The sequence below is a fragment of the Ruegeria sp. CDSB029 genome (assembly GCF_059611125.1).
In genome coordinates, this window is record NZ_JBXWOX010000011.1 from 1 (window position 1) to 16,811 (window position 16,811).

Genomic DNA, 16,811 nt, shown 5'->3' on the forward strand with positions numbered 1-16,811 from the left:
ACAGGTCCAGAAGTTCCTGGTCGAAGTCTTTTGCCGTCATGCGAGTCATGGTCAATCTCCTGATGAGGTGGCGGTTCAAGTCGTAGGGTATTTTCAGATCAAAAGGTCATGGTTTGTTTGAGGCTTAAGGCAGATCTGCTAGGATATTGCCGACGCGGTTTCCTTTTCTGTGCGCTGATCGCGCAGTACGTTCTTTTGGACCTTTCCCATTGTGTTTCGTGGCAACTCTTGGACGAGTTCGTAGCGGCGAGGATGTTTGAATCGCGAAAGCTTGTTTCTGATGATCGAGTCGATCTGTTCCACCTGAAGCTGTGCTCCAGGCTCGGCAACCAAAGCAGCAATAATTGCTTCTCCAAATTCGGTGTCGGGAATGCCAAAAACTGCCGATTCCAGGATGCCGTCGATGTCGTTCAAGACGTCTTCAATTTCTTTGGGGTAGACGTTGTAACCACCAGTTATGATCAGGTCTTTTGACCGACCAACAATCGACAGATAACCATCCTCGCTGCATTGACCCAGATCACCGGTGATGAAGAACCCGTTTTCCCGTAGCTCTTCGGCGGTTTTCTCGGGCATTTGCCAATAGCCTTGGAACACATTGGGCCCTCGTACTTCGATCATTCCAACCTCGCCCCGGGGCAGCGGTTCTCCAGTTTCAGGATTGGTAACGATCAGCTCGGTGCCGGGAAGCGCCAAGCCGACAGTTCCTGCGCGACGCTCACCGTCATAGGGGTTCGAGGTGTTCATGTTCGTCTCGGTCATTCCATAGCGCTCAAGGATGCGGTGGCCGGTGCGCGTTTCGAACGCTAGGTGGGTCTCGGCCAGCAACGGGGCTGAGCCGGAAACAAACAGACGCATGTTCTCTGTAATCTCTTCGGTGAAACCGTCATCCGCCAGCAATCGGGTATAGAAAGTGGGGACACCCATCAGAAGGGTCGAGTGGGGCAATTCCTCCAAGATCATACCAGTGTCGAATTTTTCCATCAGCCGCACTTTGGAACCGGCGAGTAGTGATGTGTTCATCGCCACGAAAAGCCCATGTGTGTGAAAGATTGGCAGCGCATGAAGCAGGCGATCAGCGTCGGTGATACCCCACAAATCCGCAAGGGCTTGGGCATTGGAAAGCAGGTTTCGGTGGCTGAGCATCGCGCCCTTGGACCGGCCCGTTGTACCTGATGTGTAAAGAAGCGCTGCGAGGTCTTCTGGCGCACGATCCACGGTCTCAAATACACAAGGCTGTGCGTCCGCTTCGCGGCTCAGGCTTGGATTTTCGCCACCCAAGGTCAGCAGTTTTGCACCAGACCGGGTCGCCATTTGTTCGAATTCAACTTTGTCGTTGCTGTCGCAAACGATTAACGCAGGTTGTGCGTCAGAGATGAAATAGTCCAACTCTGCCATGGTATAGGCAGTGTTAAGGGGCAGGTAGACAGCACCTGCCTGAACCGAAGCGGCATAGAGCGCAATCGTATCAGCCAGCTTGGGGGCCTGCACGACGATGCGATCCCCAGGAGAAACTCCGCTGTTCTGCAAGACATGCGCGATCTGGGCGGTGCGCTGCAGAAACGCGCCATAAGAGACTACCTGGCCATTATCGAGTTCCAGGAATGGAGCCGTGCTGCCCTCGTGGCGGGCAAACAAACTGTCGTAAAGTGTATTAGTCACGCTGTATTTTTCCTAGGCTTTACCGCAAGCGTCGCAGTTGAAGCCGCGCGAATTGAACGCGAGGCTTGGATCGTGGCACGTGTCGCGAATTCTTCGTGGTAACGTTCTGTTTTGTTCAAATCGTAAAGGTAGTTGACCATCGCACCTCCGGACTGGGCGCGTCCGTTCGGCGAGGGATCGGCTTCGGCATGCACTTCATGAAGCTCGGCGCCATTGCCCAGATGAAAGCGGGCCACAGGGTCCAGTGGCATCCCATCTTCGCGCTTGGCGAACATCAAGTATCGGGCAGCCATCGCGCGCGTGTCCTGCGGTGCTGCTGTTTCTGCAAGCACGGCCTCGGCGGCATGCCCGTGTTCTGGGTGGTCTGTTTCACCAGCCAGCCACCGGTTTAGCCCCGGTATCGGCGACAATGTCACAAAGGTATCAAGCCCGCGAAGCTCTCGCGAAAGCTCGGTCACAACCTGCTTTATCAATAGATTCCCAAAGCTGATGCCCGCCAAACCCTTTTGGCAGTTTGAAATGGAATAGAACGCCGCGACCTTTGCCTGCTCGGCTTCGATCGGTTCTCGTGCTTCGGATAGAAGCGTATCTATTGCATCCGGGATTTCAACGGTCAGAGCGACCTCGACAAATATCAGCGGCTCATCTGGCATCGAAGGGTGGAAGAACGCAAAACAACGACGGTCCGGCGGGTAGAGCCTTCGCCGCAAATCGTCCAGATCGTTGATCTGGTGTACCGCCTCATAGGCGACGATCTTGTCCAGAACTCGGGCAGGGGTGTCCCAGCTGATTTGCTTGAGGACAAGAAAGCCCCGGTTGAACCAGCTGCGCAACAAATGGACGAAATCGATATCAGTTCGCTTGAGTTCGAGGTTGGATTTGAGAAAGCGCAGCAGATCGACGCGCATGGCCACAAGTTCTTGCGTCGCACCAGACGGCTGGTTCAAACGGCGTAACAACTCTTGCCGCCTTGGCTCTGAAAACTCATTAAGCTTCTGATAAAGCTCGACACTTCGATCATTGACGTAGAGGCGCGCCGTTTGGGAAAGCTGATCGGCGTCTAGCTCTAGATGGTCATTCAAATAGGTAAAAAAGTCTAACTTCTCGGGATCATCCAGAGTGTGGTAGCGATCAAGAATCGTAGATGCCAGTGTGAAACCCGATACTTCACCCTCTGCGGACAGAAGCGCCTCACATAGCTCGGCAATGGATCGTTGGTCATCCTTGCCACGCCTTTTGTCGGGACGGTCCAGCAATTGGTTTAGTAGATCACCCAGAAACCAATTCCGCTGCATTTCAGGGCTCCATCTGGCTGCTAAGGTACTCACCTGTTCGGCGGTAGTGATCGATCAAGTGCCGAGTTGCGCTGTCTGCGTCGTGATTTAATGCGGCGTCCAGGATTTGCTGATGTTCGGCGGCGATGTCTCGCTTTTTGTAGCTCGACCCGCCGGCCGCCAGATAGCGGTAGCGAATGTTCAGGTCATATAGCTGCGAGCAATACCGCAGCAGCAACGGCAGTTTCGAATTGTCCAACAAGGCCATATGAAACGCCTTGTGAGCGTCCTCAAAGTCTCGCGCCCCGTTCTGGCTGGCCTTTTTCATATGATGGTGACGCAAGACAAGCCGATCTTCCCAGGCCGCATCCGCATTGGTGATGGAAGCGCGCAACGCGGTTTCTTCAAGGTTGCATCGAAGCAGAAGGATTTCCTCAAAGTTACACTTGCTGACTGGCGCTGCCCGAAATCCACGCTGATCAATCCGTTCGACCAACATGTCTGAAGTCAAAAGGCTAAGCGCTTCACGAACCGGACTAGCGCCAGTGTCCAAAAGCCCGCGAAGCTGTTCGATCTTGAGTTTTTGTCCGGGCGGCAATTCGCCGGTCAGGATCATTTCGCGCAGCCTTCGATACGCTCCATGAGTGGCTGATGTCTCTTTGCCCTCAGTATCAAGCATGGCGTCCATATCCGACTGTTCCTATTTCGCGGCAAATACTCTTGAGTGCACTTAACTGAAGGCACTCGTTCCAGTCGATAGACCAACTGAAAGGTTAATCGAGCCTTCGTTGATCAACCAGCGCCGAAGTACAAAGCTACGCGCCCCGCTTTTGTGCATAGGATCGTCTTCCGCCAGCTTCCGGGCGGATTCAAGGCTGTCGGCTCGATAGATGATCAGGCCCATTCCTTGCATATGCTCGCCGGTTTCATCCGACATCGGCCCAGCAAAAGCCAACTTTCCCGCGCGTTCAAGATCCGCCTGATACGCCAAGTGATCCGGAAGGGATGCTTTTACGTCTTCTGGCGCTTTGGTCGGTGTGCTGAGTGCAACATAAAGCTCCAGTGCCAGTGCGCCACGGCTTTTCGCTTCTGATTTATAATCTGCCCAAGCAACCATCGCGGATCTCCAAAAAAAATCGATATTATTTGACATATTGCAAAATAGTCGGCAAAAATCAAGCGAACTGACATGGATGGTGAAAATGAAATACCTGGTGGGAGAAACCTCGGAAGGCACTGCGGTCTTTGCTGTGAACGGTGAAAACGCAGTGAATTTAACGGCTTTGGACGCTACCGTCGGTTCCGATCTGATGGGTTTTATAGCCAAGCCTGAGCTAGCCGACTCACTGTCTGACAAAATCGCCGCCGCAGACAGTGTGCCTGTGTCGTCTATCAAGCCAGCATTGCCGGTGGTCGCGCCCGGCACGATCATTTGCATGGGGTTGAACTACACGGACCACATCAAGGAAGGCGGATATGATATTCCGGAGTATCCGACGCTTTTCATGCGCGGGAAAAACTCGATCATGGCGGCGGGGCAGCCCATGGTGCGGCCTACCTGTTCTGAGAAGCTAGACTACGAAGCCGAGCTTATGCTGATCGTTGGAAAAAGAGGTCGGCATATCTCGGAAGAGGACGCACTGGATTATGTCTTTGGCTACACCGTGTTCAACGACGGGTCGCTGCGGGATTATCAGCGCAAAACCGTTCAATGGACGCCGGGCAAAAACTTCGATGATACGGGAGCGATCGGTCCTTTCACCGTAACGCCGGACGAACTGCCCGAAGGGGCTTCCGGTCTGAAGATCGAAAGCCGCGTGGGCGATGAAATCTTACAAAGCTCGAACACGGCCAACATGATCTGGGGCGTTCGTCAGGTCATTGCGACAATTTCGGAATACACCACTCTGGAACCCGGAGACCTGATTGCGTTGGGCACACCACCGGGTGTCGGTCACGCCAAAAAGCCCAATCCCCGTTGGCTGAAGCCGGGTGAAACCGTCGAAGTCGAAATTGAAGGCATCGGAATCTGCGCCAGCCCGATCATCGACGAAAAGGACACCGAGTCAAAGGTGGCCGCAACATGAGCGCACCAACCGGGGCAGAGCTGGAGGCACTTCGCGCCAAGGCGCAGCAGGATCATCGCGATCTGCGCGATCGCATTCCACGTTTGTCGGATGACGCGATTGCCTTGATCCTGCGCGAATCCAGATCGCACTACGCGTGGACCAACAAGCCTGTTTCTGACGACATACTTGAAGAGATCTACGACATTACGATCAACGGCGCGACCAGCATGAATACGTTGCCCGCGCGCTTCGTTTTCGTGAAAAGTCCCGAAGGGAAAGAGCGGCTTGCAAAGTCTTTAAAGCCGAAGAATGTGCCAAAAATGATGGATGCTCCGGTCACGGCGATCATTGCCTATGACATGGACTTCTGGAAGGAACTGCCCTTTCTTTTCCCGCACGAAGATCGTCGGTCATTGTTCAAAAGCAAGCCCGACTACGTGGCAGACACGGCCTTTCGAAATGGCACGCTTCAGGGCGCTTACTTCATGATTGCGGCCCGGGCGGTCGGGTTGGACGTCGGCGCCATGTCAGGTTTTTCGAACAAGATCGTCGATGAGGAGTTCTTCGCGGGCACGACGCTCAAGTCCAATTTTCTTTGCAATCTGGGCTACGCGGACGAGACCGGATTGTTCCAGAAGCTTCCACGTTTTCCATTCGAAAAGGTTTGCTCTTATGCCTGAGGAAGTGACGCTGTGGCTATGAAAGTAAAACCTGTCGTGACTTACCGCACGACAGCTCAATGCCCGACTCATGCGCGCACTGAGATACCAATTCGCGATCTTGATGTTGTTGTCGATGAACCCGTCGAACGCGGCGGGACAAATCTTGGTCCGTCTCCGACCGAAACCGCAATGGCAGCCCTGATCGCCTGTACAAATGTCATCGGGCACAAGAACGCACATCGGTTGGGAGTTGAACTCGGCACGGTGACAATCGACGCGAAATGCAGGTTGGACCGGCGTGGCGTGCTGATGGAAGAGGAGATCGATGTTCCGTTTCCGGAAATCGAACTCACCGTGAATTGTGAGACGCCCGCCAGTCAGGAGGAACTGACGCGCGTGGGCGAGGAGACAGCCAAGTATTGCGCGATCGCAAAACTGTTTGAAGCGGCAGGCACGGACCTGACCGTCAACTGGGTCAAAGCAAAAAAATAAAAAAGACCCAACTTTCTGGGAGGAGAGAAATGAAAAACTGGACCAAACGCAGCCTAGTGGGCGCTGCTCTGGCAAGCATCATGGCGATGCCTCTCGCGGCAGAAGAGACCATCTCTGCCGTCGTAATTGATGGCTATCCCGACCGCGCTTTGTGGGTGAAAGAATTCACCAACTACTTCATTCCAGAAGTGGACAAACGGCTGGGCGAGTCCGGCAACTATAAAATGAACTGGCAAGAGAACTACGGCGGTTCAATCGTTAAGCCGAAAGGCGTTTTGGAAGGGATTCAGCTTGGCCTTGGCGACATAGGTATCGTCACAACCATCTTTCATTCTTCTAAGCTGCCCAGCCAGGGCATATCCGGTTCGACACCCTTCGTGGCATCGGACTCCCGTGCCGTGGCCAAGGCAGTGGATGAAATCGCGCGCGAATATCCTGCGATGCAGAACGAGTTTGCTGCACAGAACCAAGTTTACCTTGCCACGGGCGTTGTGCTCGACACCTATCAAATTTTCTGCACGGAACCTGTTTCTTCGGTTGCCGATCTTGAGGGCCGCAAAATCGCGGGAGCAGGCCTGAACTTGCGTTATCTTGAAGGGATCAAGGATGCCGCCGGTGTACGCGGGGGGCTAACCGATTTCTACAACATGCTTCAAACCGGCCTCGTCGATTGCGGCATGCTTTGGCCCGAAGCCGCAAAGACGTTTAAGATCGCGGAAGTGGCACCTTACATGCTCAAGGCTGATCTGGGAGCAGTGAATTCCAAGACCATCACCGTCAATGCCGACTACTGGGCTAGCCTCCCGGACGAAGTCAAAGACGTGTTGGAGGCCGTCGCCATCGACTACCGTGACCATGTCGCCGGCATCGCGATGGACCGCGCCGCTGCTTCGCGGGATGCGTATGTTGAAGCGGGTGGAACAATTGTTGAGGTTTCGGACGAAGACCGTGCCGCTTGGGCAAACGCCATGCCGAATGTCGCGCAGGAATGGGCTGCGACGCTGAACGACAATGGCGAGCAGGGCACAGAGATGCTGGCCGCCTACCTTGGCAAGCTTCAGGACGCCGGATTCATCGGTGTACGTGACTGGACGGCTGAATAACTGTCTGGCGATCCACGAAAGGGGCCTTTCATGCTGAAGACCGCAGTTGCTGGCCTGTCGCGGGTCGCCAATTCGCTCGCAATCGCCGCCAACGCCTTGGGTACGCTTGTCGTCCTCGCGTTGGTGGTCATTCTGAATGTCGATGTCATTGCGCGTGGCCTGTTTTCAGCCCCTTTGCGCGGGACCTACGAAATGGTCCAGTTTTCAGTCGTGATGATTGTTTTCCTACAGTTGGCCGACGTCGTCAGAGTGGATCGGCTGACGCGCTCAGACGGGTTCCTGAACCTGTTGCACCATCGCCGCCCGGGTCTGACAGCCAGCCTGAGGCGCATCATCAACGCCATTTCGGCAATCTTTATGGCTTTGATTGCGTATGTAACCTTCCCAGAATTTCTTCATATGTGGGAGACACAGGACTACTTCGGAGTACCCGGTCTTTTCACATTGCCATGGTGGCCGGTCAAACTGGTCATCGCGTGCGGTACTGCGCTTGCCTGCGTGATCTTCCTGCTCAAGGTCGTCACGGCGCAGGACCGCCCGCAGCTTGTCCGGACCCCTGAACATGACGAGGCTGCAGAATGACGCCGATTGAGATTGGCCTGATCTCGGTCGTTGCCATCGTCTTTTTGATCTACGCAGGCGTCTACATTCCGATAGCTCTGGGCGTAGTCTCCTTCGTGTCGATCTGGCTGATGCGAGACAACTTCACGCTTGCGCTCAACCTGCTGAAGGTTGCGGTAGGCGACAGCGCGATGGAATACAGTTTCGCGACCATCCCACTGTTTACCTTTATGGGGCTTATCGTCTCAAAAGCGGGACTAGGCAGGGACATTTACGAAGTCATGACCATGCGGTTTCGCAAGGTCAAAGGCGGTATCGGAATGGCGACCGTCGGAGCAAATGCCGTGTTTGCGGCCGTTACCGGGTCGTCCATTGCGTCTGCATCCGTGTTCACCAAGGTCTCGGTCCCGCAAATGATGGCGCAGGATTACAACCCACGCTTTGCTGTTGGCGTGGTAGCTGGGTCTTCGGTTTTGGGTATGATCATCCCACCATCGGCCATGTTGATCATTTACTCCTTTGTTGCTGAACAATCTGTGGGGGACATGTTCCTGGCAGGGGTCATTCCGGGGATCATGCTGGCGATAGCTTATGTGGGTGCGATCTGGTTTATGGGCCGTTTCACCCCTGCATTTGTGGGCGGCCGGGTCGTCGAAGACACCGAATGGATGTCCGGGCGCGAGATCGCATCCAAGACCCTTCCCACATTGTTCATTATCACGGTAGTGCTCGGTGGCATTTACACAGGATGGCTAACCGCTGTCGAGGCGGGTGCCGCCGGGGCACTGGTTACGCTCGTGATCGCAGTCGTACGCAAGTCTATGACACCAAGAGCGTTCTGGGACGCGTTGCTGGAAACTGGTCATATTACAGCGGCGATCTTGTTCCTGATTACAGCAGCTTCGATTTACAGCCGCATGCTGGGACTGGCCGGGCTGCCCAATCAGTTGCAGGACTTACTTGCGGGGAATTCAGCGTCCTTTTGGTCGATCATGCTGCTCTACGTCCTCTTGATGCTTTTTCTGGGAACTTTGCTCGATACGGCGTCCATCATTCTGATCGTCGTCCCGCTGTTCCTGCCCATGGCCGAAGCGCTGGACATGTCGTTGATCTGGTTCGGGATCGTCACCGTAGTCGGAGCCGAAATCGGACTATTGACCCCGCCTTTGGGCATATCTTGCTTCGTCATCAAATCGACGATCAATGATGACCGGATATCACTCAAAGACGTGTTCATGGGCGCGCTTCCCTTTGCGTTCGTGATGCTGATCGTTCTGTTTATTCTGATCGAGTTCCCGATCCTCAGCCTTGCCCTGATTTAAGGAGGCCCAGATGCGCTCTGTCACCAAAGACAATATCACCGACGTGTTCATGGGATACCTGTCCAAGGACACCGATCCGCGGATGCGAGAGATCATCGGGTCTCTGGTCAAACACCTCCACGATTTCGCGCGGGAAACCAACCTGACACATGACGAATGGCGCGCCGGGATTGCATTTCTGGAGGGCTGCGCTGCGGTGGAAACCGAGGACAGGCATGAATTCGTGCTCGCCTCGGATGTGCTGGGCCTTTCGTCATTGGTGGACATGTTGCATTCTAGTTCTGATGCAACAAGTTCATCAGTGCTTGGCCCTTTTCATGTCTCTGGCGCGCCGCCTCTGCCATTCGGCGGGGATATGAAGCGCCACTACGGTGGACCTGTGCTGCTTGCTGAAGGCGTAATCCGGGATACCGATGGTAATCCGATTTCCGGTGCAGAACTGGATATCTGGCAAACCGCACCGAATGGAATGTATGCAAGTCAGGACGAAGAACAGGACACCTTTTCTTTTCACGGCCTGATGACCACGGGTGACGACGGTAAGTATGCATTCACGACCGTCAAGCCAGTTGAATACACGGTACCGTCAGACGGGCCTGTCGGAGACATCCTGCGCGCCTGCGGCCGCCATCCCTGGCGACCGTCACACCTGCACTATATCGTCAAGGCTCCGGGGTACCGATCTCTGGTGACCGAGATCTTCCCCGACGACGATCCTTATCTGGATCAAGATACGGTCTTTGGTGTTCGGGATGATCTGGTGATGACCTATGCCGAAAGGCCAGTTTCGGAATTTCCGGATGGCATGGAGCTTTCTGGTAAGATCACTGAACCTTTCTTCCACGTGAAATTCGATGTGAAGCTTGCCAGATCCTGAACGATATTGAGGAGGCTTGAGGTGCTGAAACATATCTTCATTTTAGGTGCCGCGCTGTTTTGCAATACCGCCATCGCAGAAGAGCGCCCGATCTTTGACGCGCATATTCATTACAGCCACGATGCCGTCAAACTGGTTCCTCCCGAACAGGTGGCCAAAATCCTTCGGGACGCGGGCGTCCGTAAAGCCCTGGTCTCCAGCTCGGATGACAATGGCACTCAACTATTGTTGGCCGCAGCACCAGATATCGTTGTTCCGGCACTGCGCCCTTACCGGCGCCGCGGTGAAATCAACACCTGGATGCACGACGAAACTGTAATCGACTATTTGGAAGAAAATCTGGCCAAGAACGACTACGAAGCCATCGGCGAGTTTCACGCTTACGGAGACGACATTAAGACGCCGGTCATCCAGCGCATGATTGCACTGGCGAAAGAGCGGAACCTCATTCTACACCACCACGGCGATCGAGAGGCAGTTGACCTGATCTTCGAAACCTGGCCTGAAGCTCGGGTACTGTGGGCCCATTCTGGCTTTGACGACCCGGCGAGTGTTGTTGACGCGCTGGATACCTATCCCAGGCTTTGGGCCGATTTGGCATTTCGTTCGGACATGGCCTCACGAGGCCGTATCGACCCGAATTGGAAGGCTGCGTTCGAAGCCCATCCCGATCGGTTTATGGTCGGTACGGATACATTTGCGCCGGAACGTTGGTACTATGTCGGCCCCCACGCAGATCTTTCGCGTGAATGGTTGGATTTGCTGCCGGACCAGATTGCGGACAACATCGCCTATGCGAACGCAGAACGTTTGCTGGCATCAGAATGATCCGCTGCGCCGTCTGGTTCATGATTTGGTCCAGCGCGGCCGCTGCTTGTGAGGCGACGGGGCAACGCATGAATTCGGACGCTCAAAACGCGCCCGAGGTGTATCTGTCCGTCGATGAAATTCCGTTGGCTCAACCGTTTTCCGTACTGGTTTCTATTTGTAGTGAAACTGCCGTGGGCCAAATGCGTGTGAATGCAATCATGCCCGCTCATCGACACGATATGAACTATACCCCCAAAGTTACCGCCTTGGGCGGCGGAGCGTTCCGCGTTGATGATATGCTGTTTCACATGCCGGGTTTGTGGGAACTGCAGGTCGATGTCGACATCAATGGCCAATCAATTTTCTACTCGTCAGAAGTTACGCTGAAATGAAGCTGTGGGTTACAGCTGCGCTTATTGCCTTGACAGGTGCAGTGCGTGCAGAGGTCTTGTTATCTGCAGGCGAAATTGAACAAACGCTTTCCTTTGGACCGTGGCCACCATCCTTCCAGTCTGACCCAAGCAACAGGGTTTCGAACAATGCCAGAGCGATCGCGCTTGGAGAGGCCTTATTCAACGATCCGGTGTTGTCCGTCGACGGTGCACTTTCTTGCGCAAGTTGTCATGATCCTGAACAGGCATTTACAACGCCAGAGGCGCGGGCGCTCGGCCGTGTACTGTTAGATCGAAACACTCCATCACTGCGGAACCTGGCCGGACTCCGCTGGTATGGGTGGGGTGGCAAAAGCGATAGCCTTTGGACAGCCAGCCTGCATCCGATCATCGAAGAACAAGAGATGGCCCACAGTGCCGATAGCCTAAAAACCGCTATCTCAGAAAGTACCTACATTGATGAATTTGAAGCCATATTTGGCGACATACAGGTTCAAGATTCAGAGCTTGTGCTGGTGAACATTGCCAAAACTCTATCCGCCTACTTGGAAACTTTAGCTACGGACTGGACACAGTTTGATGAATTCCGTGATGCATTGGAGAACCAAGATTTAGCAGCGGCTGCGAGCTACCCCGAAGCTGCACAGCGAGGTCTTCAGCTGTTCATAGGGCGTGGAAACTGTGTGTTGTGCCACAATGGTCCGAGATTTTCCAACAACGAGTTCCATGACGCTGGCGTACCATACTTTCTGAATGAAACCGAGGTCGACGAAGGGCGGTTCGGTGGACTGAACTTTTTACTCTCAAGCCCCTATACTCTGGACGGCGACTGGAATGACGATCCGGATAAGCAAGGTGCTTGGGCGGTTCGAAATGTACGTCGAAGCCACGCTGATTTTGGAACCTTCCGCACGCCCAGCCTGCGCGGAGCGGCTGAAACCGCACCGTACATGCATGACGGCAGCCTAAGTGATCTGAACGCAGTGATCCGGCATTACAGCAAAATCAATACGGAAAGGCTGCACGCCGACGGTGAAGCCATTCTCTCGCAATTGAATTTGTCTGAGCAAGAGATTGCAGACTTAGTTGCGTTTTTGATGACGCTGTCCAAGGCGCCTTACTAAAGCGTTTGTGTTTAACGCTCGTGAATGGGCTGTTTGGCAAGCTGGTTCGGCGACTATCGTTTGCAGTGCCGATGAGGGGGTTCTGCTCGCTCCGGGTCAGAATTGCTTGACGTTTACGTCAGAAATGGATGACGTGATCGGCCGATTTGTTGAGGTTTTGGATTTCGATTGAGTCAAGTATCAGTGACGTTCCACATCTGTTGAACGTCACACGAACCTGACCCAACCGTCACAGTTGGATCAGAGTTGGGATGAATGTTCGACATCGGAAGGCACCCCCAACGTTGGACATCAGTAGAGTTTGACCTTTGCGTCATCAACCAACACGCCGCCCGCATTTCATACTCTCGCAGACAGTTTGGTTTGATCCGACTTCCCTTTCGGAAATCAGGGCTGATTTGCAGACCAGACGGCGAAGCCGCCTGTTACTAGGAATCTGCGACGGGGCGAACGCGGGAGGAAGACGGCCGCGCCCTCACCCTGTCGGTGAAAGGCGTTTGGCTTGTCCAAATCCCGCTGGCTCAAAAATGGAAATCGGTGAGGAAGAAAGCTTGCCGCCATTTGCAGCTGTGCCATTCTATCGAACTGCAATAAGTAATGGCCACAAAGCTGCCGTTCGCTGCCTTTGCGGCATGGTTCGCTTCAAATGGCAGCTACGCGCACATGTCGGTCGTTGCAAAGTTGGATGCTTATTGAGTTTCCTAAGTTGCTTTTCTCGTTTTGTGACACCACTGTCAGCCCTGTGTACGAGCGCAAGTATTTTTTATCAATTTTGTGGCAAGGCATCGTTAAGGATCGCCGCTAGCGTGTATAGATCGGACAGAATGATGAACGGTTGGTTTCCAGAAAAGTTGTTTAGGTATCGCGGAATAACTTCCAAGCACTTTGATGAAGAGCTTGAGCAACTTCGGGATAACAGGGTTTGGTTGAATTTCCTGGATACTCAAAATGATCCATTTGAGGGATGCGTTAGTCACCGGGTAGGTACTTACGATGAGTTCACGTCTAGGCACCGTGAATTGCGCGATCTGCTGGCAAAACAGTTTCCGGATTTTGAGCTTTTGCCGGAGACTATTTCAGAGCAGGACTTCAATATCTGTAATATCCAAAGCCCCCTGTTTCACGAGACAGTTAGACAGCAAGCTGTAGTCGCATCCTTTAGTAAAGGGTGGCAGAATACACTGATGTGGGGGCACTATGCAGACGCCATCAAAGGAATTTGCTTGCAGTTGACTGCAAATCCAACGGCTGGTGTTGAAGGGCCGCCCTTCTTTCCTGTGCAGTACTGGAAAGAAGAGCCCCCTGAGTTTTCGTCATTTGACTTTTTCGTCCAAACGCGTGTGGCGATGAGCTTGAGCGGACTTACAGAAAGTGAACAACGCTCCAAGATAGAAAACCTTGCCTACGAAAAAATAAAAATTGCAACCACATCAAAAAGCTATGACTGGGTCTATGAGGAAGAATTCCGAATGGCATCATTTTTGGGGGTGCCGGGATATTACCAAGTGCCAGGTATGAAGCTGACAGGCGTTATTTTCGGGCCACGGGTAGAGGCACCAACATATTCAAGAGTTATGAACGCGCTTGGCGAAGGCATTGACTACTTTAGGATGGGCTTGCGAGCCAATGCTTATGGCTATTTACTTTTTCCAATAACTACACCGGCGAAGCAGGCAATCATTTAGGTGTGGGCTATGTGTGGTTTGTAACTTGCTGCACCGGCGAGACATCAAAAGGTGACCAAAGGCGGTAATGGGTTCCAAGCCACCCACTTAAACCTGCTACAGAGAACGACTATTCAGAGCCCAAAGTGACCAGTGGTACGCCGGGCTTGAATGGCGACAATGCGCAGTAAGCTGACCTTGCAAAGTTCAACTTTCGGCCAATTCTAATAATTCGGGGAGGTGCTGAATTTCTGCGCCCGAAACGATGACCACTGTTGTGTCCGTGGGACCCGCCGAAGCCGCGTGACGTAGTGTCGCGAGAAGCACGCCAAACGAAGTCAGAGGGCCGTTTCCCAAGATCACAGACCGGAGCAACGGTTGGGCAAATTGTCGAAATCCTCCGGTGGCAAGTTCACCAAGTGAGCAACACCGGAATCCTTCACACTATCCGCAGCAGCCATTACCCGACTGAATTGGTGGACAGGGCACGTTGGCATAAGAGCAATAGACGCAACAGTCGCCTTCCAACGGCTTCAAGACTGTTCTGCATGACTTGCATTCATAGAACCACTGGCAGGCATCCGTAGGCATTTTTTCGGTTTCACTGTGCCCACAGTTTGGGCAAGTCAGTGTGCTTTCAAGCACTACAGTTTGTTCCATCATTGTCTCACATCTGCGTAATCAGGAAATCGTTGATTCGAGCCTCATAGAACACGACAACCCAAGCCAATCCGGTCATCGCGGTCGTTCCCCAAAGCCACCACTTCAACTTTGGCAATGACCCGCGCTGATAACAAACCAGCCAAGACACCGCGACAAGAGTGGTCGAAATCGCCAGAACATAAAAGCTTGCTGCTGCTATCTTCCCAAAGATCGCTAACCAGCTGCCGCCCAGTCCTAGAAGCATCATTGTCATGGGCATTACGCAGCAGGTCGCGACGCCAAGCGCGGACAGAGATCCTATGTAACTGAGGCTAAGGTATTTCTGCATTTTTGTTCCTGACGCCTTTTTGTGCGGAATTGTCTAAGCGGCGATTACTGGTATAACCTCTGTAGTGACTACAGGATCAAGACGGAACATCTCACATGTTTGCGATTGGGGAAGCATCCCGTCAAAGCGGTGTCGGCATTGAAACGATCCGCTACTACGAACGCGAAGGGATCGTGCCTAAACCGGAACGCGCTTCAAATAACCGGCGGATGTACTCTACGCACGACATTGGACGGCTTCGGTTTCTAAAGAAATGCCGTGACTTGGGCTTTCCGCTTGCCGATGCGAGGACACTCCTGGAATTATCCGAAGGCGATAGCGAAGACTGCCAATCCATTAAGGAATTGGCTGAGCACCACGTTTTCAATGTGCGCGAAAAGATAAAGGAACTTGAGCGTTTGGAAGTGGCGTTGACTGAACTCACAGCCAATTGCGACAGCGGGAATGTTTCATGCCCTATGCTTTCTCAATTGCGTACACTGTAGCCGGACGTTGGGTATTGCGCCCCTTTGGCCCGCGCGTTGTGTTCGGTCAGAATCCGGGGTAGCTTCGCCACGTGAAGCACCTTCGGCCAATAACCACGACACTTCTTACGGTTTTTCTGATCCTTGTAATGGGGCTTGGGAACGTCGCGCATGCGCTAGCTAATGAGTGCGTTGGCGGGCATTGTATTGATCATATGGCGACAAGTGTTGAGGTGCAACACGCTAACCACGGGCTGGTCGCTCCTAGCGAAGACGGGCAGCATGAACCGGGCAGCTCAGCGCATGAAGGATGCAACCCATTCCTGTGTAACGTTCTCGCGCTCACGACGCAGGCATTCGAAACCAAACCTAACCAAGCAGCGGTCGTGTTGGCACTACAGGCAACAAACCTCTCGACGCTCAATGAACCGGACAACCCGGACAGGCCACCTAACGCTTAAAGCAGATTTCCGACGCTGTTCACGGCAGTGAACACGTTCCAGTGTGCTGCGATTTATTTGCGGCACCGCTCTGTTACACAAGGTTAGGACCAGTATATGAACCGAAAATATCTCCTGATCGGCACTTGCGCCGTGGTAGCCGTCGCTGCCTATATCACTCTACGCCCCGCCCCAGTTGAGGAGGCCGCGCAATCTGCACCTACTGAGGGCAACGCGATGGTGGCAATTCAGATGCCGCCTATCGAAGGAAATGCGGCCATAGGTCAACGGATCTTCGAAAACGCGTGCGCCGCGTGCCACGGCAGCAATGCGGTTGGCGTTGAAGGCGCAGGGCCGCCGCTGATCCATGTTATTTACGAACCCAGCCATCATGCGGACGAGTCCTTCCAACGCGCGGTGGCAATGGGCGTCAGAAGCCACCACTGGCAGTTTGGCGACATGCCTCCGGTTGAAGGCTTGACTCGTGGCGATGTGGCTATGGTCATCGACTGCATCCGCGAAATCCAGCGCGCTAATGGAATAAATTGAGGAACCTCTTAATGAAGAAGCTCACCACATTTGCATTGATTTCCATGCTTGCCACAAACGCTTTTGCCCATTCGAGCGTGGACACCACCACACCCGAAAACGGCGCGACAGTTGCCGTAGTGCCCTCTGAGATCAGTTTCAAATTCGCGGATGATATTCGCCTGACAAAGGTCAACATGATCCATCAGGAAGCTCACACCGTTACGCTCGACCTGGAAGACCAGACAAGTTTTGGACGCGCGTTCGCGCTCCCGCTTCAAAGCATGGGTGAAGGCACCTATCGCATTGAATGGCGGGGCTTGGGTGCAGACGGGCACGCCATGCAGGGCGAGTTCACATTCACAGTGGACTGACC

20 protein-coding genes are annotated in these 16,811 nt (G+C 53.7%); 14 read left to right on the plus strand and 6 right to left on the minus strand.

Annotated elements, in window-relative coordinates:
* Positions 1–138: 138 nt before the first annotated feature.
* The 4 genes from AC2FI8_RS14075 to AC2FI8_RS14090 are packed head-to-tail and all read right to left on the minus strand — an operon-like array spanning position 139 to position 4,053.
* Positions 139–1,662 carry a malonate--CoA ligase gene (locus AC2FI8_RS14075; protein ID WP_496779662.1) on the minus strand — a complete coding sequence of 508 codons (1,524 nt, stop codon included), beginning with the start codon at positions 1,660–1,662 and terminating at the stop codon, positions 139–141.
* Positions 1,659–2,957 carry a malonyl-CoA decarboxylase gene (locus tag AC2FI8_RS14080; RefSeq protein ID WP_496779664.1) on the minus strand — a complete coding sequence of 433 codons (1,299 nt, stop codon included), beginning with the start codon at positions 2,955–2,957 and terminating at the stop codon, positions 1,659–1,661. Before AC2FI8_RS14080 ends, AC2FI8_RS14075 begins: the two co-directional genes overlap by 4 nt.
* A 1-nt stretch (position 2,958) precedes the next feature.
* Positions 2,959–3,615, minus strand: coding sequence for a GntR family transcriptional regulator (locus AC2FI8_RS14085; protein WP_496720476.1), 657 nt, complete (start codon positions 3,613–3,615; stop codon positions 2,959–2,961).
* Between the two features lie 51 nt (positions 3,616–3,666).
* On the minus strand, positions 3,667–4,053 hold the full coding sequence (locus AC2FI8_RS14090; RefSeq protein ID WP_496779666.1) for a YciI family protein: 387 nt from the start codon (positions 4,051–4,053) through the stop codon (positions 3,667–3,669).
* An 85-nt stretch (positions 4,054–4,138) separates the two neighbouring features.
* Here AC2FI8_RS14090 and AC2FI8_RS14095 point away from each other — a divergent pair, with 85 nt between their 5' ends.
* From AC2FI8_RS14095 to AC2FI8_RS14145, 11 genes are all read left to right on the plus strand, one after another.
* A complete protein-coding gene (locus AC2FI8_RS14095) occupies positions 4,139–5,023 on the plus strand; it encodes a fumarylacetoacetate hydrolase family protein (RefSeq protein ID WP_496779668.1) in 885 nt (294 codons plus the stop codon).
* Positions 5,020–5,685: a malonic semialdehyde reductase gene (locus AC2FI8_RS14100; RefSeq protein WP_496725678.1), complete on the plus strand. Its 666-nt coding sequence runs from the start codon at positions 5,020–5,022 to the stop codon at positions 5,683–5,685. The genes AC2FI8_RS14095 and AC2FI8_RS14100 overlap by 4 nt, the downstream gene beginning before the upstream one ends.
* Before the next feature lie 18 nt (positions 5,686–5,703).
* Entirely contained in the window at positions 5,704–6,159 is a 456-nt protein-coding gene (locus tag AC2FI8_RS14105) for an OsmC family protein (RefSeq protein ID WP_496725767.1), read from the plus strand.
* Positions 6,160–6,188: 29 nt separating this feature from the next.
* Positions 6,189–7,262, plus strand: a complete 1,074-nt coding sequence (locus AC2FI8_RS14110) for a C4-dicarboxylate TRAP transporter substrate-binding protein (protein WP_496779670.1) — start codon at positions 6,189–6,191, stop codon at positions 7,260–7,262.
* Positions 7,263–7,292: 30 nt separating this feature from the next.
* Positions 7,293–7,844 carry a TRAP transporter small permease subunit gene (locus AC2FI8_RS14115; RefSeq protein ID WP_480794434.1) on the plus strand — a complete coding sequence of 184 codons (552 nt, stop codon included), beginning with the start codon at positions 7,293–7,295 and terminating at the stop codon, positions 7,842–7,844.
* Entirely contained in the window at positions 7,841–9,145 is a 1,305-nt protein-coding gene (locus AC2FI8_RS14120; RefSeq protein WP_496779672.1) for a TRAP transporter large permease, read from the plus strand. The genes AC2FI8_RS14115 and AC2FI8_RS14120 overlap by 4 nt, the downstream gene beginning before the upstream one ends.
* Positions 9,146–9,155: 10 nt before the next feature.
* The gene (locus AC2FI8_RS14125) at positions 9,156–10,022 is read left to right on the plus strand and encodes a dioxygenase family protein (protein WP_496779674.1); all 867 of its coding nucleotides are present in this window, start codon (positions 9,156–9,158) and stop codon (positions 10,020–10,022) included.
* Between the two features lie 21 nt (positions 10,023–10,043).
* Entirely contained in the window at positions 10,044–10,850 is an 807-nt protein-coding gene (locus AC2FI8_RS14130; RefSeq protein ID WP_496779676.1) for an amidohydrolase family protein, read from the plus strand.
* 68 nt (positions 10,851–10,918) lie between these two features.
* Positions 10,919–11,224, plus strand: coding sequence for a hypothetical protein (locus AC2FI8_RS14135; protein ID WP_496769487.1), 306 nt, complete (start codon positions 10,919–10,921; stop codon positions 11,222–11,224).
* A complete protein-coding gene (locus tag AC2FI8_RS14140) occupies positions 11,221–12,348 on the plus strand; it encodes a cytochrome-c peroxidase (protein ID WP_496779678.1) in 1,128 nt (375 codons plus the stop codon). The genes AC2FI8_RS14135 and AC2FI8_RS14140 overlap by 4 nt, the downstream gene beginning before the upstream one ends.
* Positions 12,349–13,175: 827 nt before the next feature.
* On the plus strand, positions 13,176–14,033 hold the full coding sequence (locus AC2FI8_RS14145) for a DUF2971 domain-containing protein (RefSeq protein ID WP_496779680.1): 858 nt from the start codon (positions 13,176–13,178) through the stop codon (positions 14,031–14,033).
* Between the two features lie 423 nt (positions 14,034–14,456).
* Here AC2FI8_RS14145 and AC2FI8_RS14150 read toward each other — a convergent pair whose 3' ends face one another.
* Together AC2FI8_RS14150 and AC2FI8_RS14155 are read right to left on the minus strand one after the other, a co-directional pair.
* Positions 14,457–14,675, minus strand: a complete 219-nt coding sequence (locus tag AC2FI8_RS14150; RefSeq protein ID WP_496779682.1) for a GDCCVxC domain-containing (seleno)protein — start codon at positions 14,673–14,675, stop codon at positions 14,457–14,459.
* 4 nt (positions 14,676–14,679) lie between these two features.
* Positions 14,680–15,003, minus strand: coding sequence for a hypothetical protein (locus AC2FI8_RS14155; protein ID WP_496725669.1), 324 nt, complete (start codon positions 15,001–15,003; stop codon positions 14,680–14,682).
* Between the two features lie 95 nt (positions 15,004–15,098).
* Here AC2FI8_RS14155 and AC2FI8_RS14160 point away from each other — a divergent pair, with 95 nt between their 5' ends.
* From AC2FI8_RS14160 to AC2FI8_RS14170, 3 genes are all read left to right on the plus strand, one after another.
* Positions 15,099–15,488 (plus strand): MerR family transcriptional regulator, encoded by a 390-nt coding sequence (locus tag AC2FI8_RS14160; protein ID WP_496779684.1) that lies wholly within the window; start codon positions 15,099–15,101, stop codon positions 15,486–15,488.
* 536 nt (positions 15,489–16,024) lie between these two features.
* Positions 16,025–16,456, plus strand: coding sequence for a c-type cytochrome (locus tag AC2FI8_RS14165; RefSeq protein ID WP_496779686.1), 432 nt, complete (start codon positions 16,025–16,027; stop codon positions 16,454–16,456).
* An 11-nt stretch (positions 16,457–16,467) separates the two neighbouring features.
* Entirely contained in the window at positions 16,468–16,809 is a 342-nt protein-coding gene (locus AC2FI8_RS14170) for a copper resistance CopC family protein (RefSeq protein ID WP_496779688.1), read from the plus strand.
* The last annotated feature ends 2 nt before the right edge of the window (positions 16,810–16,811 follow it).

Coding starts and splice junctions, on each gene's coding strand:
- AC2FI8_RS14150 (WP_496779682.1), bottom strand. CDS start 14,675: ATGATGGAACAAACTGTAGTGCTTGAAAGCACACTGACTTGCCCAAAC.
- AC2FI8_RS14115 (WP_480794434.1), top strand. CDS start 7,293: ATGCTGAAGACCGCAGTTGCTGGCCTGTCGCGGGTCGCCAATTCGCTC.
- AC2FI8_RS14145 (WP_496779680.1), top strand. CDS start 13,176: ATGAACGGTTGGTTTCCAGAAAAGTTGTTTAGGTATCGCGGAATAACT.
- AC2FI8_RS14160 (WP_496779684.1), top strand. CDS start 15,099: ATGTTTGCGATTGGGGAAGCATCCCGTCAAAGCGGTGTCGGCATTGAA.
- AC2FI8_RS14170 (WP_496779688.1), top strand. CDS start 16,468: ATGAAGAAGCTCACCACATTTGCATTGATTTCCATGCTTGCCACAAAC.
- AC2FI8_RS14105 (WP_496725767.1), top strand. CDS start 5,704: ATGAAAGTAAAACCTGTCGTGACTTACCGCACGACAGCTCAATGCCCG.
- AC2FI8_RS14120 (WP_496779672.1), top strand. CDS start 7,841: ATGACGCCGATTGAGATTGGCCTGATCTCGGTCGTTGCCATCGTCTTT.
- AC2FI8_RS14085 (WP_496720476.1), bottom strand. CDS start 3,615: ATGCTTGATACTGAGGGCAAAGAGACATCAGCCACTCATGGAGCGTAT.
- AC2FI8_RS14165 (WP_496779686.1), top strand. CDS start 16,025: ATGAACCGAAAATATCTCCTGATCGGCACTTGCGCCGTGGTAGCCGTC.
- AC2FI8_RS14095 (WP_496779668.1), top strand. CDS start 4,139: ATGAAATACCTGGTGGGAGAAACCTCGGAAGGCACTGCGGTCTTTGCT.
- AC2FI8_RS14090 (WP_496779666.1), bottom strand. CDS start 4,053: ATGGTTGCTTGGGCAGATTATAAATCAGAAGCGAAAAGCCGTGGCGCA.
- AC2FI8_RS14125 (WP_496779674.1), top strand. CDS start 9,156: ATGCGCTCTGTCACCAAAGACAATATCACCGACGTGTTCATGGGATAC.
- AC2FI8_RS14080 (WP_496779664.1), bottom strand. CDS start 2,957: ATGCAGCGGAATTGGTTTCTGGGTGATCTACTAAACCAATTGCTGGAC.
- AC2FI8_RS14155 (WP_496725669.1), bottom strand. CDS start 15,003: ATGCAGAAATACCTTAGCCTCAGTTACATAGGATCTCTGTCCGCGCTT.
- AC2FI8_RS14135 (WP_496769487.1), top strand. CDS start 10,919: ATGAATTCGGACGCTCAAAACGCGCCCGAGGTGTATCTGTCCGTCGAT.
- AC2FI8_RS14110 (WP_496779670.1), top strand. CDS start 6,189: ATGAAAAACTGGACCAAACGCAGCCTAGTGGGCGCTGCTCTGGCAAGC.
- AC2FI8_RS14100 (WP_496725678.1), top strand. CDS start 5,020: ATGAGCGCACCAACCGGGGCAGAGCTGGAGGCACTTCGCGCCAAGGCG.
- AC2FI8_RS14140 (WP_496779678.1), top strand. CDS start 11,221: ATGAAGCTGTGGGTTACAGCTGCGCTTATTGCCTTGACAGGTGCAGTG.